Origin of the sequence: Bacillus sp. FSL L8-0152, from assembly GCF_038006365.1 — a bacterium.
Taxonomy (GTDB): domain Bacteria; phylum Bacillota; class Bacilli; order Bacillales; family Bacillaceae_G; genus Bacillus_A; species Bacillus_A cereus.
Genome location: NZ_JBBOVB010000001.1, coordinates 556,257 through 578,428, shown reverse-complemented (window position 1 = coordinate 578,428; position 22,172 = coordinate 556,257). Strand labels below are relative to the sequence as shown.

Below are 22,172 nucleotides of genomic sequence, written 5' to 3'. Positions count from 1 at the left end.
TTTACAAGAGGGGGGATTGACGGATGCTCAATACAAAAAATACATGGACACCGTCTTTATTTCGAGATTATAGAAATGCAGAACACGATGCGTGTGGAATCGTTTCCGTTATGGAGAAACGAAAAATTGCTACAAAAGAAAACATTGACCTTTGTATTCAATCACTCGTCAAAATGAATCATAGAGCTGGTTTCATTAATGGTGAGGGCGATGGCATCGGCATTCACATTGATGTACCAAAAGCGCTTTGGAATGAAAAACTAAAAAGTAGCGGATATAATCCAACGATTGTGGATCATCCCCACTTTATCGTTGGACATTTTTTTCTAAATAAAAAAGAAAACATTACTATCTTAAAAGATTATATTCGTACGCAATTAAACAACAAAAAATTTACAATCATTTTCGAAAGTGATGATGTAACAAACTCCGATGCACTCGGTCCACTTGGTAAACAAGAAGAACCTTTATTTTGGCAAGTTGCCCTTATCGCAGAAAACGAAATTACAAATATTGAGCAAACATTATTTTCTGTCACAATAAAAATAGAGGAAAACGAAGCAATTCATGTTGCTTCATTAAGTCGTGATCATGTTGTATATAAAGTTCTAGGTGCTGGTGATACACTTGTTGCCTACTATAATGATTTACAACATCCACTTATCGCTTCAACTATGACATTAGGACATAACCGCTACTCTACTAATACATTATCTAATTTTTTTCGTGTACAACCATTTAGCATTCTCGGACATAATGGTGAAATTAACACAATTGCAAAATTACGCGATCAAGCTGAAATGATTGATGTACCACTTACTGCTGGAGGCAGTGACTCTCAAGATTTAAACCGCACCTTAGAAACTCTACTTGTTCAATACGACTACAGTTTATTTGAAGCAATGGAAATATTGTTCCCTCCAATTATTAATGAAATTAAACTTTATGAAACACCTTTACAAGATTTATATACGTATATACGTGAAGCATGGGGACATTTTGCACAAGGACCAGCTGGCATCATTTCCCGTTTTAAAGATGAAGCTGTTTTCAGTGTTGATCCCCTTGGATTACGCCCAGTATGGAAAGTAGAGACAGAGAGCTCTTATATTTTCTCTTCTGAACCTGGAGTTGTATCACCAACTAAATATGTAGCAGAACCAAAACCACTCGCCCCTGGAGAAAAGGTTGGATTAAAATGGAATGAACAAGATGAACTTGTTCTTTATGAATATGACAAATATCAAATCCAAGTATATAACCGTTTTAAAAAGCGAATTGATACTACCAATTACCATTTAAATTTATCTATCCCTGAAACGAAAAAAATCCAAGGGCTATGTGATTCTGTTCAAGTTGAAACGAAACAATATGTCGCTTTCGGATGGGACCGAGAACATATTCAGCTCCTTGAACAGATGGCAACAAAAGGCGTTGAGCCAATACGCTCACTTGGGCATGACTCACCACTTGCCGCACTCGATACTGATAGACGAAATATCGCTGACTTTATTAAAGAAAGTGTAGCTGTTGTTACAAACCCTGCAATTGACCGTGACCGTGAAATTGAACACTTCTCTACACGTACTGTACTTGGAGAGCGTCCAAGTTTATTAAGTGGCGCAAAACGGCCATTTGTAGTTGAAATGCTTTCACCAATTATTTTAGAAGGCAGCGTGGCACAACCTATTGCAGAGGAATTACACACAATTACGTACGAACAACTCATAGAGCTATTTAAGACTCATAACTCTATCGCCACAATCTCTGCTACATTCAGCTCGTCAGAAACTCTGCAATGTGCATTAAGCCGCATTAGTTTTGAAGCGATAGCTGCTGTTAACAATGGCGCTTCCCTACTAGTATTAGATGACGCAAAAGCCCATCTAAATGAACGATTGTGGATTGATCCACATTTAGTTACTGCTAAAGTACATCAAGCATTAAGTGAAAATAAATTACGCCGCAATTGTTCTCTCGTTATACGTTCTGGTGCTCTTCGCTCCTTACATGACATTGTCACGCTATATGGATTAGGAGCAGATGGTATTAATCCATATTTATTATTCGCCACTGTAAATGATGGAACAAAAACACCAATTACGAATCTGTATAATGCACTTAATAAAGGATTAGAAAAAGTCATTTCAACAATTGGAATTCATGAGTTACGTGGTTACGGACGTCTCTATTCATCTATTGGGTTACATGAAGAAATCGCAAATATATTACAAATTACAAATTTCTTCGGTTCAAATGATTTAGCCTTTTCACTTGAATCACTTACTGAAGATGCAAAAATACGAGCAGAGGATTATAACAATCCTAAAATTAGAATGCGAAAATCATTTCATATATTCCCGCGAATTTGGAAAGCAATTGGCGATGTTGCAAAAGGAAATTCTTATGATGATTACCGTGACAAGTTAAGTGAACTAGAAGAGAATAATCCAATCGCAATCAGACACCTTGTTCAAACGAAACAAACAAAACATGTCGTTCCAACTGAAGAAGTATCTATCGGCATTCAAAATCATAATTTACCATTTATTATTAGTTCTATGTCATTTGGTTCTCAAAACGAAATCGCCTTTCGCGCATATGCAGAAGCGGCCGATCAGCTAAATATGATTAGCTTGAACGGTGAAGGCGGCGAAATTAAAGATATGATTGGGAAATACCCACATACACGTGGACAACAAGTGGCATCTGGACGATTTGGAGTAAATGCCGAACTACTAAACTCATCAAACTTAATTGAAATCAAGATCGGTCAAGGCGCAAAGCCTGGAGAGGGTGGACATTTACCTGGTTCAAAAGTGACAGCCAAAATAGCTGAAGCACGTAATGCGACAATCGGCTCAGATTTAATTTCACCTTCTAATAACCATGATATTTATTCAATTGAAGATTTAGCTCAAATGATTACAGAAATTAAAACAGCTAATCAACTTGCCAAAGTAGCCGTGAAAGTCCCTGTCGTTCCTAATATCGGAACAATTGCTGTCGGTATCGCCAAAGCTGGCGCTGATTTTATTAACATTAGCGGATTCGATGGCGGAACAGGTGCTGCACGTATTCACGCATTGCAGCATGTAGGTCTCCCTGTAGAAATTGGTGTTAAAGCCGCTCACAACGCTTTATTAGAAGCAAGCATGAGACATAAAGTAGAGATTTGGGCAGATGGTGGTATTCGAAGTGTAAATGATGCCTTGAAAATCATGCTCCTCGGAGCAAACCGTATTGGATTTGGCACACTATCAATGATTGCAATCGGCTGTACTACTTGCCGTGGGTGCCATCTAGATACTTGCCATGTTGGAATTGCGACACAAATCGAGTCTGAAGCACAAGCAAAAGAACACGGATTACGCCGCTTCGTCCCGCGCGAATTAGAAAGCGCAGTTGCCGGCCTGTTAAATTTATTCACCTCTTTCGGTGTAGAACTACAACGATTAACAGGACAGCTTGGGTATACAAATTTACAAACAATTGTTGGGCGTTCTGATTTATTAGAGCAAGTTCGAGGCGAAAATTTATTAAACTTACGTAATTTACTACAAATAATAGAACATCCATCTGTTACAACAACAGAAGACGTGCCGGAAAAACAATTTAAAACCGTTCATTCCGCTGACTCAAAAGAATTAGTAGGCGTTGGTGTAGAGCAACGCGTTATGGGTGGTCTAGAATCATGTTATCGCGTTCGCAGTAAACTATATGAAGCTACTCAACTTGAACCACTTACATTAAAGTATACGAATGGTTCTATTCCCGGAAATGGGTTAGGTGCTTACAATAGTGAAAATTTATTTATACACGTAAATGGCGGCGCACAAGATGGCATTGGTAAAACTTCCTTTGGTGGTGGTATTTATATAACGAAATCAAAAGGAGAAGATGGAGTATATTATAACGGTTCTGTCGGAAAAGGATTTGGATATGGTGCACAAAAAGGGGCACTATACGTGCAAGGGAACGCTGATGCTCGCGCTGGCATTCGCCTTTCTGGGGCAGACATGATAATTGGCGGTAGAATAACAAAACCACTCCGTGAAAAAGAGCACGGGAATATAGGGGCATACTCCAATATTAAAGGGTTTGCTTTTGAATATATGACAAATGGGCGAGCGCTTGTTTTAGGTGACCCTGGTCCATGGATTTGCGCCGGCATGACTGGCGGTGTTGTTTATTTACGTCATGATTCAAACTTAGGCTTAACAGAACAAGCCTTAAAAAGAAGAATCGCAAAAGGGGCAAATGTTACATTACAACCAATTAGTAAAAACGGTTTGAAAGATGTAACTGAATTATTGTTAGACTATATTCGTGTACTAAACGAGCATGAGCAATATGAGGAAGTTGCTTTGTTAACCCCGTTATTAGATGATATACAGAACCAGTTTTTTGAAATTATCCCGAAAAAAGAACAGGCAGATCCATCTATCTCAACAGAGTAACATGAGTAATTTTCATTATTAAGAAAAAATTGACGAAGTACACTTCTCATAGTAATCTATAGTAACAATTTGAGACCTGCTGAAATTCAGCAGGTCTTTTTACTAAAAACTGATGTTTAAAAGAAATTAGGAAAAATTATAAAGTGAAACTTTAATTAGCCTACAGCAATTGAGCGTTTACCGGCATCCAGCTACTGAATTTAGAGGCGGGAATCTTACTGTTCACAATTAGCGCGATAAAATGAATACTAATTTCTTTTAACGTCACTAAAATATCACTTGCTAACATATTGTAATGAATGTATAGTATCATGTTGTACATTCATTATGACAAGAGAAAGGATCTTATTAAGGGTATGAAACTTGGTGCTCGCATTTTAAAAACGGGTATTGCCATCACGTTAGCTTTATTTGCTTGTATTTTACTTCAATTACCGAGTCCGGTATTTGCGGGAATTTCAGCTATCTTTGCTGTTCAACCGTCTGTATACCGTTCTTATTTAACCGCACTTGAACAAATTCAAGCAAATGTAATCGGTGCGATATTTGCTATCGCATTTGCTACTGCTTTTGGACATAATCCTTTTATTATTGGATTAACATGTATATTAGTAATTGCTCTTACACTGCAATTACGATTAGAAAACACAATATCAATTGCTTTAGTAACAGTTATCGCCATTATGGAGTATCAAGGCGAAGATTTCTTTAGTTTTGCCTTACTTCGCTTTGCGACGATTATGATTGGTATTATTGCGGCTTCACTTGTAAATTTAGTATTTATGCCGCCGAAATATGAAACAAAACTTTATCATCGTATCGTTGATAATACAGAAGAAATTGTAAAATGGATTCGAATGAATAGCAGGCAAGCTTCTGATTTTACAACGCTAAAAACTGATATTGATCGTATGAAAGAAAAAATGATCAAATTAAACCATTACTATTTGCTGTATAAAGAAGAAAGAAGCTACACGAAAAAAGTAAAGTTCGCAAAAATTCGTAAGCTCGTTTTATTCAGACAAATGTTAGCGACAACAAGCCGTGCTTTAAGTACGTTAAAATCATTACACCGTACTGAAAACGAACTGCGTTACATGCCGGAAGAGTTTCAGGAATCTATACAAAACGAACTTGACTCATTAACGCATTATCATGAACAAGTTTTATTAAAATTTATTGGTAAAGCAAAAAAACAACAATCTGTTGAGATGCTTGATGAAGTTGAAACAGGTAAACAAGAATTAATTGATATCTTTATGGAATATCAAAATAAGGACGATGAAGAAGCATATAAAACATGGCTACATCTCTTCCCTCTTATTTCTTCCATTATTAACTATAGTGAAGAAGTAGAGCATTTAGATTTACTTGTAGATAGCTTCTACACATACCATAAACCAGAAAAAGAACTCCAAATCGATGATAAAAAAGAAGACGAATAAAAAAACAGCTCCTTTTATGCTAAAGGAGCTGTTTCTGTTATATGTTGAAGTTGATATAAATTGTAATAAAATCCTTTTTTTCGCATTAACTCTTCATGAGAACCAGTCTCTTTAATCTCACCGTCTTCAATGTAAATAATCGTATCAACATGCGTAATCGTCGCTAATCGATGTGCGATTATAATCGTCGTCCTGTCAGCAGCTAACGTCTGAAGCGCCTCTTGAATATACCTTTCATTTTCTAAATCCAATGCCGAAGTTGCTTCATCCAATATAAGTACCGACGGATTCTTTAGAAACACTCGTGCAATTGCCACACGTTGTCTTTGCCCGCCCGATAGCTTTACACCACGTTCTCCAACGACAGTATTATAACCATCTGGTAAGTCTATAATAAAATCATGAATTTGCGCAGCTTTGGCAGCTGCAATCACTTCTTGCTCTGTAGCTTTCGGATTTCCATATAATATATTTGCTCCAATTGTATCGCTAAACAATAAATTATCTTGCAGTACAATTCCAATATTACTACGTAAATTTCTCATATTATACTTTCTTACATCTATCCCATCTACATAAACCGCTCCCTCAGAAACATCATAGAAACGCGGGATCAAACTAGCAAGAGATGACTTTCCTCCCCCACTCGCTCCTACAAGCGCTACTTTCTCTCCAGGCTGCATAGTTAATGACAAGTTGTGTAATATCTCTTTTTCATCTGCATTATAACGAAAAGAAACATTATCAAATACAATTTCTCCATTTAATTTTTTCGTTTGTACCGCATTTGGCACATTAACAATATCGTATTTTTCATCTAACAGTTCAAACACACGGTCCATCGATGCAAAAGATTGTGTTAATGTTGTAGATGAATTAACAAGGCGGCGAAGCGGACTATATAAACTATCCATATATCCAACAAAAGCTACCATCGTCCCTAGCGTTAACTGCCCTTGAATTACTTCATATGCTGCAAAACCAATCACAAGTAATGGACCTAAATCTGTTAACGTATTTACTGCTGAGAATGTTCTCGCCGTCCAACTTGTATGGGTTAATGCTTTCGTTAAAAATTCATTATTTCTTTTTTCAAACTGCTTCCCCTCATACTCTTCTAACGCAAAGCTACGTGTCACTTGCATTCCTTGAATACGTTCATGCAAATATCCTTGCATCGTCGCTAACGCTTGTGAACGCTCTTTCGTCAATTTCCGAAGACGTCCGAAAAAATATTTCACTGCAATTACATAAATAGGTAAAATCAATAACGCAACAAATGTTAATTTTATATTCATAGAAAACATAACAATGATGGCAATAGCAATTGTTGCAGTATCTAACCAGACGTTCATCAAACCAGTAATTACAAAATCCTTCGTTTGTTCTACATCATGGATGACACGCGAAATAATCTCTCCTGTTTTTGTATTGGAGTAATAACGTAAACTTAATTTTTGTAAGTGACCAAAAATATACTTCCGCAAATCATACAGTATTGTATTTGCGATACGCTGCGCGAAATATTGACGATAATATTCAATCGGTGGTCTTAATACCGCAAAAATAAAAAAAGCAATTCCAATCGCTGTTATTAATTGAGATGTTTTATCTTGAAGTGAACCTCCGCCTTGAATTACATCATCGATAATATACTTTAATAACCACGGCATAATAAGTGGGATACCAAACTTAACTAGTCCAATAATAATTGTAATAGCGATAAGCCATCGATATGGTTTAACAAATTGTAAATATCTTTTTATGCCCTGCACATAATCCCCCCTCTAATAGGACAAACCTGCCGGGAAGCCCCCTGCAGGTTTGTTTTAATTTCTGTACATTAAATATCGTTCATACCACATATCTACGAAGTCTGGTGCGAACGGACCTTTTCTTTGATGAATCCACTGTGTTAAATGTGCTACATTTCGTTTTAAAATTGTATCGATAACAGGTGGATACTGCATAATTTGACTATGTTTTTCATACTCATCTTCATCTAGAAGCGTATATGTCATATCTGGATACACTTTAATATCTAAATCATAATCAATATACTTTAATGCTTCAGAATCATACGCAAAAGGGGAGCTTAAATTACAATAATAATATACGCCCTCTTCCCTAAGCATCCCAATCACATTAAACCAATAGTTGGCATGAAAATAACAAATTGCTGGTTCACGCGTAATCCATGTTCGGCCATCCGATTCTGTAACTACTGTACGATCATTCGCTCCGATCACAAGACTCTGTGTCCCTTTTAAAATTGTTGTTTCTTCCCACATTCTATGAATGGAGCCATTATGTTTATAACTATGTATTTGTACTTTTTCTCCTTCTTTGGGAAATCCCATATATGCTCCCTTCTTTCAACTGCAAATGCCCTTTGAACGGCATTCACTTTTCTTCTATTATAACTTTTTTGTCAAAATTTTAAAACTAAAGGGATAAGACTCTATTTTCCACACTGAATATGCAGGAGGTTTATCGTTGAATACAATAATACCCAATCTTCTCAGAACACAAGGATTGTACTGTATTATTTATAAACGAGGACATGTAATAGAAAAAGCCCCTCTCTATTTGAAGGACTTTTCACCTGAAGGCAATAATATATCTTATCCTAAATTTGAAATCATTTTTTCAGTTGCAAAAGATTGGATTACACTATTCGTTTGTTCTTCAAATTTCTCATGTAACATCTTCAACGCTACTTCTGTTCTATATATTTCCTGACGGATAAAATGCAGTTCTTTTTTATCGCACGTTTCTTTTTCATTCATTTCAATTTGTTGATACTTCTCTAGATGTGCTTGTAACTTTAACAACTCATCCATCGTTTCTAATTGCTCCCCTACCAACTTATCAAAATCGTTCATTACTTACCCCCTTTTGGACTTATTCATCAGTTATTATTCCTAATTACATATTTCTAATCTTTAACTTCCTTCTCCTTTGACAACATTTGTTGACTTATTAGAAGTTATGTCGTTCACTTTCTTTTCATTACAATGACCCGCACACAAAGAAAACACTTCTCTCGAATTGGAGAAGTGTTTTTCTTTCATTACTCGTTTGAACTAGAAGATTGTGATTGTTTTGCAGCTGACTTAGCATTTTGTTTTTTCACAGCATGCACGTCTGTTTCAGTTGCAAATTCTGTACCATAACTAGCGTTTGCACTTTGTGCACCAGAAGCTTGTGCTTTCTTTGCTTCTGATTGTGCGTTTGCTTGTTTTACTGCTTGTACATTTGTTTCAGTTGCAAACTCTGTACCATAACTAGCATTTGTACTTTGAATACTAGCACCAGAAGTTGCCTTGTTATAACCTTGTTGTTTTTTACTCATCTTTCTCACCTCCACAATCAATAATGTAACCAATTCAACTAGAAGCTATCCGTAATTTTCTTTTAAAAAAATTCCGCATATATCTCTTGTTACTCATTCAAACTATAGAAAATGGAGGTGGAAATATGTATATAGGACGCGATATGACTGAACTAACGATGCTTTCAAAAAACGAATGGAAAGAAGATGAATTAGCTTATTTTCATCATTCATTACAACAGATTTTGCCCTATTTAAATGCGGAAGGGCAAAGTATTTATAAAGAAATTGTAATAGAGATCGAATCAAGGGGCGGCTTACAAGAAGGTGATGCCAGTTGGACTCATGGGACAAAAATTTCTTACGATTAAAAAAGTGTTCCCAATTTAGGGAACACTTTTTTGTTTATTGCATTGTAATTTTCTCAACACAACTCTCATAAATCGTACGATGCGATTTAGAGAAAGGTAACTGCTCAAATGCTTCTTTCGATACAAGTTTCAATGTATCTGTTTCAACAATATCACCGGTTACTTTTCCGTAAAATACAAATATATCCCAAGTACGATGTGTAAATGTATGTTGTACATTCATTGCGTACTCATCAATAGAAATCGAAAGCTCAAACTTTTCCTTCATATAATCTATAAGCTGTTCTTTCTGACTTCGAATCCCTTCGCCAAGTTCAATATTCGGAAACTCCCACATATTAGCTAATAATCCGCTACTTGGACGTTTATTAATAACGTAACGACCATCTTCAGTTTGAAGTACTCCTGCAACAAGCGGTACCATTGTAGGAGCTTTCACTTTACTTTTTACTGGTAGTTCTTTTTGAACACCTTCAGCATATCCTCTGCAATGCTCACGTACAGGACAAAGTAAGCAAGATGGATTTTTTGGAATGCAAATCAATGCACCTAACTCCATCAAACCTTGATTAAAATAAGATGGATTTTCTTTCGAAATAATTTCACGCACAATTTCTTCAAAAACTTTTCGAGTCTTTGGTTTTGCAATATCATCCCATACTGATAAAATGCGAGATAATACACGCATAACATTTCCATCAACTGCCGGCTCTGGTATACCATATGCGATACTTAAAATAGCACCTTTTGTATATGGTCCGACTCCTTTTAACTTTTCAATTTTCTTTACATCACTTGGTACAACCCCGCCGTATACTTCTTTTACCTCTTTTACTGCCGCATGTAAATTACGTGCTCTAGAATAATACCCTAAACCTTCCCATGCTTTTAATACTTCTTCATCATCTGCGTTCGCTAACGCTTCAAGTGTAGGAAACTTCCCCATAAAATTTGCGTAATATGGTTTTACAGCTTCTACTCTTGTTTGCTGTAACATAATTTCAGAAACCCAAACGCGGTATGGATCTTTATTCTTTCTCCACGGTAAGTCGCGCTGTTCTTCTTCAAACCAACCAATTAAATCATTTTGAAACTGCTCTATATTAAAATTTTTTAGTATTTCAAGTGTCAAACTTGATCCCCCTCATTTTTTTGCATATAAGTACTATTATAAAGATTTTAGGAAAAAATTTAAGTAAGATGACATAGGAAATTGAAGGCAAAGGACTTGAGGTATCGAATAAAAAGAGTTACATTAATAAAAAACGGAGGTGGATTTCTATGGACACAGCCACTCACCTTGTTATGGGTATCACTTTAGGTAGCTTAGCAACATTAGACCCAGCCATAGCACAAAGTGATATTGGCCCACAAGCTGTTATGCTTGCTACAATTGCTGGTTCCAACATTCCTGACATTGACACAGTTTTAAAATTGCGTAATAACGCTAAATATATAAGAAATCATCGCGGAGTTACTCATTCCATTCCCGCGGTAATTCTTTGGTCATTCCTTATAAGTGGCATCTCTTTCGCCTTCTTTTCAGACGCTCCATATCTTCATCTACTACTTTGGTCATTTATTGCAGTCTTCCTTCACGTCTTTGTAGATATTTTCAACGCCTATGGTACACAAGCATTACGGCCTTTCACAAAAAAATGGGTCGCACTCGGCGTGATTAATACATTCGATACCGTAATTTTCTTTATCCATATACTTGCAATTGCTTGCATGCTCGTCGGTTCTCATAAAGGATACACAGCCTTAGCAGCATATATATTAATGATTGTTTACTATATCGGACGAATTATGATGCACAGAAATATAAGAAGCGTTGTACACAAACGTTTCAAAAATGTCGAAAAGATTATCATTTCTCCTTCTTACCGATTTTATCATTATCATTTAGCAGTCGTTACAGCTGATTATTACTACGTTGCGAGGTGGCACCGTGGTAACATCATGATATATGACAAGTTCGATCGGGTACCGTTCCCAGACAATGATATTATGCGAGCAGCTAAACAAGATGAAAACATCTCGGCCTTCCTATCTTTCTCTCCTGTATATCGCTGGGATATTTTTGATCATGATCATTATTACGAAGTACGATTCATTGATTTACGGTATCGAAGTAAAGATTATTATCCATTTGTCGCGATTGTTCAGCTAGACCATAATTTAAATATTATTAGTTCCTATACGGGATGGATTTTTAGTGAAGAAAAACTTCGAAAAAAACTGGAATTACTTCCACATTAAAAAAAGCGACTCAAGTCGCTTTTTTTAATGTTTCAAATGATCTTCTTGATTAATTAAATGACTATACTTCGGATTGTTTGTACGCATTTCATGAAGGCGTACACCATGATTATTAATCCATGATCGTACCACTTGCTCAGTCATTTCCTCACCTTGATAACGCCCTGATTTTGCATAAGTTGTTTGAAAATCTTCCCAAAGTAATTCAACCCATGCACGAGCTTGTCCGTAAGAAAGCTTGTCATTCTTGTCTAATAATTCTTTCGTTAATGCTTCATAAATATCATTCATGTTCTAATCTCCTTTTACCTATTTATCCCTTCATTTCTAAAGGATAGTTTCTTCTGTTTTGCACATTCTATAAGTGATACTTCTTAAAGAGGTATCAACTGATGAGGAGGAGGGCGTTCGCGATGGGTAAACAAGCCGAATTTTGGTCTGAGTCAAAAAACAACAGCAAAATCGACGGTCAGCCGAAAGCGAAATCACGCTTCGCTTCGAAGCGACCTAACGGCACAATTAACACGCACCCACAAGAACGTATGCGTGCTGCAAATCAGCAGGAAGAGTAGTACAAATTAAATTAACTTCCTACACGAGGTGATAAAGATGAGCTACCGTGATCGCTTAGATAGTCGTTCTGAATTATTTAACCATACGTGGACTCGTCCAAAACATGCGAAAGCGCAAGTTAACGGACAGACGCAACAAACCCAGTCTCTCATTATATTGGCAAATGAATGTAAAAAACGCCAATTTTAGAATCTCCTATCTCCTTTAACGCCTACCAAAGATGAAAACCAGAGAGATATGTGCTCTCTGGTTTTTATTTTTCTTGCAATAAGGAAATTGGTATGCCAATCTCTTCATTATCATTTTGCTTATATCCCCAAGCAAATACCCCATTGAAATACGTAATTTTAAATAATACACCAGGTTCTTCTACTAATTCATATATTTCACCAATACGGAACTTGTTTATATCCGTCATATAAGCACGAGCCATTGCCATTTTTCTCATTAATACATCAAATTCATTGACAATCCCAAGCTGCTCAGCTTTTACTGCTTGCTCCTTCAAAGCGCCAATTTCTTCCCTTAGCTCATGCGGTGTCATTTCACTGTAGCGTTTTGGCATATTCATCTTATTCTCCTCATTCCTCTTCGCGTTTCATTTGCAAAAATATCTCAATTTCATCAATAGAGAATCCTTTTCTATATAACGCTTGCTTCATCTTGTTTTCAAATGTCCATCCAACATGCTTCTTATATTTCTCATAATATTTATTCCCATGATAGTGTAACGCTTCTTGTTGCTTTTCGTCATCTCTTTCGTCTTTCAATTCTTCCAAACAAATTTGAATTACTTCTCTAGAATATCCTTTTCGAACAAGCATCTCATCTAACTTTAGCTTCATTTGTAAAAAAGAATGCTTTTGATAAGATTTTTTCTTCTTTTCTATGAGAAACAAGGCATTCTCAATTTGCTTTTCCTTCGGATATTCTTGTAAACTGTGCATAATAAGTAAATCTTGAACACCTTTATTTAACAACTCTCTTTTAATAACAGTTGGACCTTTTCGATTCACATTACTTTGCGTTCGCGTATATAAAACAGCGTACTCTTTATCATTAATATATCGGTCATGTAATAATTTCGAAACGACTTCAGAGATGATGGCTTGTCCCACTTCTTTTTTTCGTAAAAAATCTTCTATTTCTTGTTTTGTTCTCATTTGATAGGATAAATAGGAGATTGCTTGTAAATATGCTTTTTGTACCTCTTCATTGTACAAAATATTTCCTAACTCTATTTCATCAATTTCTAAGCCTTTTTGTAATCCATGTTTCATTAAGATTACTTGATCCACACTAAACCCGTACTCTTCACCTTGGCCTTTATCAATATAAATATTAAATCGTTCTTTCGATCGTTTTTGTACTTCTATTTTTGTAATGACAGCCATACTCTCACCTCTCTATTATTTTAACATAGTCGAGGAACATTTTTTCTTTTCAAGAATATATATAATGAGGAGGAAATACTTGTGAAAATCGCAATTTCTGGTGGTACAGGCTTTATCGGTAAATATCTTTCTACTTTTTTTGTTCAAAAAGGATATACTGTTTACATCCTCACACGAAAAAAAACTACTGAAACTTCCGACCCTAAACTTCAGTATGTTCAATGGACACCAGATTTACAAACCTTCCCCCTCTCTTCTATTGATGTAGTTATTAATCTAGCCGGAGAGTCTATTAATAGTAGATGGACAAAGAAACAAAAGAAAGCCATTTTAAACAGTAGAATTCAAACAACAAAAGGACTCATTAAACAATTGCAGGCACTCCATAAAAAACCACATACATTTATTAATGCAAGTGCTATTGGATACTACGGAACATCTGAAGTAGAGTCTTTTACTGAGCAACAAGAAACTCCTGGAAATGACTTTTTAGCAGAAACAGTATTTTTATGGGAACAAGAAGCAGCTAAAGCATGTTCTCTCGGAATAAGAACAATTTACACAAGATTTGGCGTTGTATTAGGTGCAGATGGCGGAGCCTTGCCAAAAATGTTACTTCCCTATCAATTCTATATCGGCGGCACCATTGGTTCTGGGAAACAATGGTTATCATGGATTCATATAGACGATGTCGTTCGTATGATGGATTTCATCATACACAAAAAAGAAATTGATGGTCCTCTTAATATGACAGCACCAACACCTATAAGAATGAAGGAATTTGGAAAGACCATCGCTGCTGCAACGAGAAAACCACATTGGCTGCCTGTCCCTTCATTTATGCTTCACGCCTTATTAGGTGAGATGAGCATACTTGTACTAGAAGGGCAACATGTATTACCTAGTAAAGCAATTAAACATGGATACCAATACACATTTCCGGCAATAGACCATGCATTACAAAATATACTTTCGCATACAATGTAGTACTTCTAAAACACAATTTTACATGGGCCCTTTTAAAACTTTCATTTTCTAGGATCCGAAGCATTACCATACAAATAACCTTTCAGTTACTTTCCCTTAACTTCCATTAGCATTATAAAGTAACAGAAATGAGGTACCTATGAAAATATTGCTCAAACAAGCCATTGTATACCCTATTACATCTCCAAAGTTTCAAGGCGATGTACTCGTTACAGGAGAGCGAATTACCGAGGTCAAACCTTTTATTCAACCTACTCAAGATATGACCGTTATAGATGCACGAGCACTCCATCTCTTACCTGGCTTTATTGATGTCCATACTCACCTTGGTCTCTATGATGAAGGTACTGGTTGGGCTGGAAATGATGCCAATGAAACATCTGAAGTTTCAACACCACATATTCGTTCTTTAGATGGAATCCATCCTCTCGATATCGCCTTTCAAGACGCTGTACAAAATGGAATTACAACCGTTCACGTTATGCCTGGCAGTCAAAATATTATCGGGGGTACTACTTGTGTAATAAAAACAGCTGGAACTTGTATTGATCATATGATTATTCAAGAACCTGCTGGTTTAAAGATTGCCTTTGGAGAAAACCCTAAAAAAGTCCATAGTAATGGAACAAAAGAATCCATAACACGTATGGGGATTATGGGGTTACTTCGGGAATCATTCTATGAAGCACAACACTACGGGCACGAAGCTGATTTTCGAATGCTTCCTATTTTAAAAGCATTACGTCGTGAAATACCCGTACGTATCCACGCCCATCGAGCAGATGATATTAGTTCTGCGCTACGCTTTGCAACGGAATTCAACCTCGATCTACGTATTGAACATTGTACAGAAGGACACTTTCTTGTTGAAGAGCTTTCGAAACACAATTTGAAGGTTTCAGTTGGTCCCACTCTGACACGCCGTTCTAAAATCGAACTAAAAAACAAGACATGGGATACTTACCATATATTATCCAAAAATGGTGTGGAAGTTTCTATAACAACAGACCATCCTTATACACCCATTCAGTATTTAAATATTTGTGCTGCTGTCGCAGTAAGAGAAGGGTTAGACGAGAAAACAGCACTAGAAGGAATCACCATATTCCCAGCGCGAAATTTGCGGTTAGAGGATAGAATTGGAAGCATCGAGGTTGGAAAAGACGCCGATCTCGTGTTATGGACTCATCATCCTTTCCATTATTTAGCCAAGCCTGTACTAACTATGATTGATGGAAAAATAATTTACAAAAAAAATAAAAAAAACTAGTTTATTTTTTTGACTAGATAAAGTATTATACGATTATAAACTGAATGAAACCATAATCAATTTGTGTCGTGATTATCATTTTCAAATTGATGAATGGGGAAGGCAAATGGTGCGCCACCAGCGTTAGAAACTGGTTCTAGTGGGTTCGATTCCCACCCCGAAATTTTTTAAAGATTGATATAAAAATTTCGAGGGTGGGGTGTTTTTTCGTCATGCTACCCTCGTGTGAGGAGGAGTTAGTATGTTGAAAAAACGCGACTTACACGACAGCCACGTTCTATACGAGTTAATGGTGGATCCAGCTGTCTTCCCTTTTGTGCGTCAAAAGGCTTATTCTTATGAAGAATATTTATTCTTAACGAAACAAACGATTGAAGCTGAAGAGCGTGGTGAATTAATTTCACGCACAATTTTAGATGAATGGGGTAACCCTATCGGAACAATTACTTTATTTGATGTGCAAGAAAAAGCTGGATTTCTCGGGACATGGCTTGGCAAACCATATCATGGAAAAGGCTATAATAAATTGGCAAAAGATTCATTTTTTAGTGAACTTTTCTACGAATTAGATATTGAAACAATTTTCATGCGTATTCGTAAAATAAATATTCGTTCTATTAAAGCTGCAGAAAAACTGCAATATGTGAATCTAGCAAACGAAACAAGAAAAGCCGTATATGATGAAATTAACGCAAACGAAGAAGTATATAACTTATATGAAATTCCAAAAGATCAATACACACTTGCTACAATGCGAGATACAACCTTCCAAGATGCTCATCAATTAAAAGAAGCATAATCTAAATTTTCTGAAATGATAATCAATCATTAACATTTTCCATATGCGTATATCCCCTCATGTCTTTGGAAACGATAAATAGTAACTTTAAGACACGAGGTGATTTGTAATGGATAAAAAGAAACGTGATAAAGCAAAAAACACATTATCTAGTACACAAGAAGTTCTCTATCAACGCGAATTTCAAAAAGCAGATCGTGCAGCAGGATATCGCTCGAAAAGCATTTAAAGTGAAAATGAATAATTAGAAGTTTCCCCCCTAATTATTCATTTTCATTACATAATTTTCTCGACTGATAGAAGTAAGCAAAAAGACCCCTTATGCTTATGCATAAGGGGTCTTTTTGCTGTGGACAACTTTATCCACAAAACTGATGCAATTGTTAGTAATTTTCAAAAATACTTAATATTTTTCTATATTAAAGCATATATCAGCTGTTTTAATTGTGGATATTTTTCTAAAAATTGTGGACAATGTGGATATAGTTGTTAATATTCCGACTTTACTGTTTAATGAAAGCGCATTTTTTTGTGGATAACTGGCTAAATTTTCTTTGAAAATAATAAAGAACCCTCTTTACATATACAAAGAGGGTTTCATATTAAGTAAAAGATTGTGCAAGAGCAGGTGATTTAATAGGTATATGACGCGGTTCTGCATGATTTTCTGCCAAAATTGCATCTACAATATGACCAGCTGGCTCTGGAAGATAGATGCTTTTCATTGCTTCTTTCATTTGAAGAAGCTTCACATCATCTTGTAATAATGCCTCTGTTTTTGCGAAAACCTCACTATCATCGCGAATGACAACTGCTGCTCCTTTTTTTTCAAAGTACATCGCATTTTCATTTTCTTGTCCTGGAACAGGCTTATATAAAATGACAGGTACTTGCAACGCTGCTGCTTCACTTAATGTTATTCCGCCTGGCTTCGTAATCATACAAGAAGTAACTCGGAATAATTCATCAATATTTTCAACATACCCAAACACTTTTAATGCATCGGAATTTTGCTTCTGTAAACTTAATAAATCATGTTTTAAAGCTTCATTTTTTCCACAAACGACAACTACTTGTAAATTAGGCACTGACATAAATGATTGGCATAGTTCTTTTACATTTCCTAATACCCCATGAGCACCTGCTACAATTAGTAAAATCTTTTTATTCTTACATAACTGATATTTATTATATATGATGTCTGAATTTACCTTTAACTCAAAACTACTCCGAATTGGAATTCCTGTTTCAACAATTTGTTCCGCAGGTACACCGATATCAACCATCAATTCTTTCACGTGATCCGTTGCAACAAAATAACGATCTACTTCTCGATGAATCCATATTTTGTGCACGCAAAAATCCGTTAATACGTTATAGACAGGAATTGAAATCCCCGTTTGTTTTTTCAATTCTGGTACAGCAATAATTGGAAATGTATTAATTACAATATCAGGTTTCTCCACCTGTAACAGTGTTTTCAAACGTTTTCTTCCAAAGTTCGCATACCAAGATGCTATTTTCTTATCATAAATTTTTTCTACCCCGTAATAAAACAAACGATATAATTCTTTTCCTATTGTATAACTTTTTAAATATAGATATTTTGTAATGTCAGTTATAAATGGATGTGATTCTCCAAACAAGTCGCATACAATAACATCTTCAATTCCTTTTTGGCGAAATGTTTGTTCTAATGTTTTTGCTACTTGCACATGACCATTACCGTAATGTGCAGTTAATATTAAAACCTTGGGGTTTTTTATCAAACAAATCCACTCCTAGCTTTTTGTTTCTCCATATTGCATATACGACAATAGGAAAAACATTTTCCTTAAAAATTACATAAACAGATTCTAATAATTCCCTTTTCAGCTATGTACCTGTCGTGGATATGCAAAGCATATAAGATTGACCCCTTAATCCTATCTGTGCTCATATCTTTACATTATACTTTCCTATAAGAGCTTTCGCAATAACTTACAAATCTTCTCTATTCCATGATACTCACTCTTTTACTTCTTAATTCTTTTTACTATTTTGATTTCCCTTTACAATTATGTAAATTTATCCACTTAGTCCGTACAAAATTATGGATATTCTACTTTCAGTATACTCTTTTATCAATATATACTCTAGATTTTATTGTAAAGAAAGCAAAAAGCCTAATCCAATATTTGGATTAGACCGCTTGTAAAATATGTTTAGCATGTTCTACATTTTTCTCAGTAGGTGGTTCTACATTTGCGAGTGGGTACTTGTGTCCAAGCGCCTCCCATTTATATACACCAAGCTTATGATATGGTAACACTTCAACTTTTTGAACATTAGACAGACTTTGAATAAAGCTAGATAGTTTTTGTAGATCCTCTTCATTATCCGTAACACCAGGAACTAATACGTGTCGTACCCAAATCGCTTTATTCTTATCCGATAAATAACGAGCAAATTGTAAAATATGTTCATTTGGTTTCCCTGTTAATTTACGATGCTTTTTGGAATCGATATGTTTCAAATCCAATAAAACTAAATCTGTATAATCCATTAAAATATCTAGCTTATTTTGGAATTCTGGTTCCTCAGAATAACACCCACCAGAAGAGTCGATTGTTGTATGGATACCATCCTCTTTACACTTTTTAAACAACTCAATTAAAAAGTCTAGCTGTAATAATGGCTCTCCACCGCTAACTGTTATACCGCCTCCGGAGGCTTCAATAAATGGAAGGTAACATGTCACATCCTGCATCACTTCTTCAACTGTTATTTCTTTACCTTTACCGATTTCCCACGTATCAGCATTATGACAATATTGACAACGTAATAAACACCCTTGTGTAAATATGACATAACGAATCCCTGGGCCATCAACAGTACCACAAGACTCTACAGAATGTATTCTTCCTTTTACCATGTTACTTCCTCCTTTATTGAAACAGCCTCCCTTCGCTATGTATTAAAAGCGAAGGGACACTTTTTTCATTTACATGCTTTCATGCATTGTACGGTTAATTACATCAATTTGTTGTTCACGAGTTAATTTAATAAAGTTTACAGCGTAACCAGATACGCGAATTGTTAATTGTGGATATTTCTCAGGATGTTCCATTGCATCCATTAATGTTTCACGATTAAATACGTTAATATTTAAGTGATGGCCTTCTTTTACTGCATAGCCATCAAGCATAGATACTAAGTTACGTACTTGTACATCATCTTCTTTACCAAGTGCTTTTGGAATAATAGAGAATGTATTAGAAATACCATCTTGTGCATCTTCATATGGTAATTTAGCTACAGATAATAATGAAGCTAATGCACCTTTTGTATCACGTCCATGCATTGGATTTGCACCTGGTGCAAATGGTTCTCCAGTACGGCGTCCATCTGGAGTGTTACCAGTTTTCTTACCGTATACAACGTTAGATGTAATAGTTAAAATTGACATTGTATGAACGGAATTACGATATGTTTTATGTTTACGCAGTTTATTCATAAATGTTTTCACGAGATTTACAGCGATCTCATCTACACGATCATCATTGTTACCGTATTTTGGGAAGTCTCCTTCAATCTCGAAGTCAACTGCAATACCATTTTCATCACGGATTGGTTTTACTTGTGCGTATTTAATTGCACTTAATGAGTCTGCTACTACAGATAGACCCGCGATACCTGTTGCCATTGTACGAAGAACATTTGTATCATGAAGTGCCATTTCAATACGTTCATAACTATATTTATCATGCATGTAATGGATAACATTTAATGTGTTTAAATATAGACCCGCTAACCATTCCATTGTCATATCAAACTTATGCATAACTTCTTCGTAATTTAGTACTTCAGAAGTAATTGGTGCGTACTCAGGACCAACTTGTGCTTTTGATTTTTCATCTTTACCACCGTTAATTGCATATAATAATGCTTTCGCTAAGTTTGCACGAGCTCCGAAGAACTGCATTTGCTTACCGATTCTCATTGCAGATACACAACAAGCAATTCCGTAATCATCGCCGTAATCAGCACGCATAATGTCATCATTTTCATATTGAATTGCTGATGTTTTGATGGACATTTTCGCACAGTAGTTTTTAAAGTTCTCTGGTAATTGTTTAGACCAAAGAACTGTTAAATTCGGTTCTGGAGCTGGTCCTAAATTATCTAATGTATGCAAGAAACGGAATGAGTTCTTTGTTACTAATGGACGACCATCTAATGCCATACCACCGATAGATTCAGTTACCCAAGTTGGGTCACCAGAGAATAATTCATTATAATCAGGTGTTCTTGCGAATTTCACAAGACGTAATTTCATAATGAAGTGATCTACAATTTCTTGTACTTCTTCTTCTGTTAAAGTACCATTTGCTAAATCTCTTTCAATGTAAATATCTAAGAATGTAGAAGTACGTCCAAGACTCATTGCAGCTCCGTTTTGCTCTTTAATCGCTGCAAGATATGCGAAGTATAACCACTGGAATGCTTCTTGTGCATTTGTTGCTGGTTTAGAAATATCGAAACCATGAGAAGCAGCCATTTGTTTTAGTTCTTGAAGTGCACGCATTTGCTCAGATAACTCTTCGCGTAAACGCATTGTATCTTCGCTCATTACACCACCAGTTAAATTCAAATCAGCTTTTTTCGCTTCAATTAAATGATCAATACCATATAATGCTACGCGTCGATAGTCACCGATAATGCGTCCACGACCGTATGCATCTGGAAGACCAGTAATAACACCTGATTTACGTGCATTTCTCATTTCTGGTGTATAAGCATCAAATACACCTTGGTTATGAGTCTTTCTCCAATCTCTAAAAATACGACTAAGTTCTTTGTCCATTTCGTACCCATAAGATTCACAAGCTTGTTCTGCCATACGAATACCACCATATGGTTGTAAAGAACGTTTAAATGGTTTATCAGTTTGGAAACCGACTACTTTTTCAATATCTTTATTTAAGTATCCTGGGTCATGTGATGTAATAGAAGAAACAATTTTTGTATCCATATCAAGAACGCCACCGTTTTCACGTTCTTTTGTTGTTAAATCCATTACTTGATCCCAAAGTTGTTTCGTTGCTTCAGTTGCTTCTGCTAAGAAAGATTCGTCTCCTTCGAAAACGTTTACATTATTTAAAATGAAATCGCGAACATCAATCTCTGCTTTCCATTTTTCACCTTTAAAGTTTTCCCATGCGTTTTTAACATTTTCTAATACTTGAGTCATCCTAATCTCCTCCATTTTTGATTAGTACAGGACTAAGATTTTTT

21 protein-coding genes are annotated in these 22,172 nt (G+C 35.8%); 10 read left to right on the top strand and 11 right to left on the bottom strand.

Annotation, left to right across the window (positions count from 1 at the left end; genetic code table 11):
- Positions 1 to 23: 23 nt before the first annotated feature.
- Both MHH27_RS03005 and MHH27_RS03000 read left to right on the top strand, forming a co-directional pair.
- Positions 24 to 4,460 (top strand): glutamate synthase-related protein, encoded by a 4,437-nt coding sequence (locus MHH27_RS03005; RefSeq protein WP_340941609.1) that lies wholly within the window; start codon positions 24 to 26, stop codon positions 4,458 to 4,460.
- A 356-nt stretch (positions 4,461 to 4,816) separates the two neighbouring features.
- Positions 4,817 to 5,905, top strand: coding sequence for an aromatic acid exporter family protein (locus tag MHH27_RS03000; RefSeq protein WP_000765787.1), 1,089 nt, complete (start codon positions 4,817 to 4,819; stop codon positions 5,903 to 5,905).
- Between the two features lie 14 nt (positions 5,906 to 5,919).
- Here MHH27_RS03000 and MHH27_RS02995 read toward each other — a convergent pair whose 3' ends face one another.
- From MHH27_RS02995 to MHH27_RS02980, 4 genes are all read right to left on the bottom strand, one after another.
- Positions 5,920 to 7,680: an ABC transporter ATP-binding protein gene (locus tag MHH27_RS02995; protein WP_001161604.1), complete on the bottom strand. Its 1,761-nt coding sequence runs from the start codon at positions 7,678 to 7,680 to the stop codon at positions 5,920 to 5,922.
- Positions 7,681 to 7,734: 54 nt separating this feature from the next.
- A complete protein-coding gene (gene ntdP / locus MHH27_RS02990) occupies positions 7,735 to 8,265 on the bottom strand; it encodes a nucleoside tri-diphosphate phosphatase (RefSeq protein ID WP_000506627.1) in 531 nt (176 codons plus the stop codon).
- A 264-nt stretch (positions 8,266 to 8,529) separates the two neighbouring features.
- Complete coding sequence (locus MHH27_RS02985) at positions 8,530 to 8,790, bottom strand: YgaB family protein (RefSeq protein WP_000997578.1); 261 nt, start codon at positions 8,788 to 8,790, stop codon at positions 8,530 to 8,532.
- A gap of 188 nt (positions 8,791 to 8,978) precedes the next feature.
- Positions 8,979 to 9,260, bottom strand: coding sequence for a gamma-type small acid-soluble spore protein (locus MHH27_RS02980; protein WP_000039034.1), 282 nt, complete (start codon positions 9,258 to 9,260; stop codon positions 8,979 to 8,981).
- 125 nt (positions 9,261 to 9,385) lie between these two features.
- Between MHH27_RS02980 and MHH27_RS02975 the strand changes: the two genes are divergently transcribed.
- The gene (locus tag MHH27_RS02975; RefSeq protein ID WP_000275439.1) at positions 9,386 to 9,610 is read left to right on the top strand and encodes a hypothetical protein; all 225 of its coding nucleotides are present in this window, start codon (positions 9,386 to 9,388) and stop codon (positions 9,608 to 9,610) included.
- A 34-nt stretch (positions 9,611 to 9,644) separates the two neighbouring features.
- On the opposite strand, the gene mutY is transcribed toward MHH27_RS02975, so the two are convergent.
- Positions 9,645 to 10,742, bottom strand: a complete 1,098-nt coding sequence (gene mutY, locus MHH27_RS02970; protein ID WP_340941606.1) for an A/G-specific adenine glycosylase — start codon at positions 10,740 to 10,742, stop codon at positions 9,645 to 9,647.
- A 149-nt stretch (positions 10,743 to 10,891) separates the two neighbouring features.
- Between mutY and MHH27_RS02965 the strand changes: the two genes are divergently transcribed.
- Positions 10,892 to 11,872, top strand: a complete 981-nt coding sequence (locus MHH27_RS02965; RefSeq protein ID WP_000379115.1) for a metal-dependent hydrolase — start codon at positions 10,892 to 10,894, stop codon at positions 11,870 to 11,872.
- 24 nt (positions 11,873 to 11,896) lie between these two features.
- Here MHH27_RS02965 and MHH27_RS02960 read toward each other — a convergent pair whose 3' ends face one another.
- Positions 11,897 to 12,163: a YfhJ family protein gene (locus tag MHH27_RS02960; protein ID WP_000998159.1), complete on the bottom strand. Its 267-nt coding sequence runs from the start codon at positions 12,161 to 12,163 to the stop codon at positions 11,897 to 11,899.
- A 122-nt stretch (positions 12,164 to 12,285) separates the two neighbouring features.
- Here MHH27_RS02960 and MHH27_RS02955 point away from each other — a divergent pair, with 122 nt between their 5' ends.
- On the top strand, positions 12,286 to 12,444 hold the full coding sequence (locus MHH27_RS02955) for a small, acid-soluble spore protein K (protein WP_000517891.1): 159 nt from the start codon (positions 12,286 to 12,288) through the stop codon (positions 12,442 to 12,444).
- Between the two features lie 37 nt (positions 12,445 to 12,481).
- Positions 12,482 to 12,634 (top strand): YpzG family protein, encoded by a 153-nt coding sequence (locus MHH27_RS02950; RefSeq protein WP_000122093.1) that lies wholly within the window; start codon positions 12,482 to 12,484, stop codon positions 12,632 to 12,634.
- A 64-nt stretch (positions 12,635 to 12,698) separates the two neighbouring features.
- Here MHH27_RS02950 and MHH27_RS02945 read toward each other — a convergent pair whose 3' ends face one another.
- Positions 12,699 to 13,016 (bottom strand): YfhH family protein, encoded by a 318-nt coding sequence (locus tag MHH27_RS02945; protein WP_001057023.1) that lies wholly within the window; start codon positions 13,014 to 13,016, stop codon positions 12,699 to 12,701.
- Positions 13,017 to 13,026: 10 nt separating this feature from the next.
- Positions 13,027 to 13,839: a recombination regulator RecX gene (gene recX, locus MHH27_RS02940; protein ID WP_090978258.1), complete on the bottom strand. Its 813-nt coding sequence runs from the start codon at positions 13,837 to 13,839 to the stop codon at positions 13,027 to 13,029.
- A gap of 81 nt (positions 13,840 to 13,920) precedes the next feature.
- Between recX and MHH27_RS02935 the strand changes: the two genes are divergently transcribed.
- The 4 genes from MHH27_RS02935 to MHH27_RS02920 all read left to right on the top strand — a co-directional run bounded on the left by MHH27_RS02935 (position 13,921) and on the right by MHH27_RS02920 (position 17,124).
- Positions 13,921 to 14,826, top strand: coding sequence for a TIGR01777 family oxidoreductase (locus MHH27_RS02935; protein WP_000684406.1), 906 nt, complete (start codon positions 13,921 to 13,923; stop codon positions 14,824 to 14,826).
- Positions 14,827 to 14,965: 139 nt separating this feature from the next.
- Entirely contained in the window at positions 14,966 to 16,096 is a 1,131-nt protein-coding gene (locus tag MHH27_RS02930; protein ID WP_000698297.1) for an amidohydrolase, read from the top strand.
- Between the two features lie 241 nt (positions 16,097 to 16,337).
- Entirely contained in the window at positions 16,338 to 16,895 is a 558-nt protein-coding gene (locus MHH27_RS02925) for a GNAT family N-acetyltransferase (protein ID WP_000914737.1), read from the top strand.
- Between the two features lie 109 nt (positions 16,896 to 17,004).
- Positions 17,005 to 17,124, top strand: a complete 120-nt coding sequence (locus MHH27_RS02920) for a YfhE family protein (protein WP_000358482.1) — start codon at positions 17,005 to 17,007, stop codon at positions 17,122 to 17,124.
- Between the two features lie 373 nt (positions 17,125 to 17,497).
- Here the strand turns inward: MHH27_RS02920 and MHH27_RS02915 are convergent, their stop codons facing one another.
- From MHH27_RS02915 to pflB, 3 genes are all read right to left on the bottom strand, one after another.
- On the bottom strand, positions 17,498 to 18,664 hold the full coding sequence (locus tag MHH27_RS02915) for a diglucosyl diacylglycerol synthase (RefSeq protein WP_000594694.1): 1,167 nt from the start codon (positions 18,662 to 18,664) through the stop codon (positions 17,498 to 17,500).
- Positions 18,665 to 19,077: 413 nt separating this feature from the next.
- Entirely contained in the window at positions 19,078 to 19,809 is a 732-nt protein-coding gene (pflA, locus tag MHH27_RS02910; RefSeq protein WP_098251047.1) for a pyruvate formate-lyase-activating protein, read from the bottom strand.
- A gap of 69 nt (positions 19,810 to 19,878) precedes the next feature.
- Positions 19,879 to 22,128 (bottom strand): formate C-acetyltransferase, encoded by a 2,250-nt coding sequence (gene pflB, locus MHH27_RS02905; RefSeq protein ID WP_000195468.1) that lies wholly within the window; start codon positions 22,126 to 22,128, stop codon positions 19,879 to 19,881.
- Positions 22,129 to 22,172 lie beyond the last annotated feature (44 nt).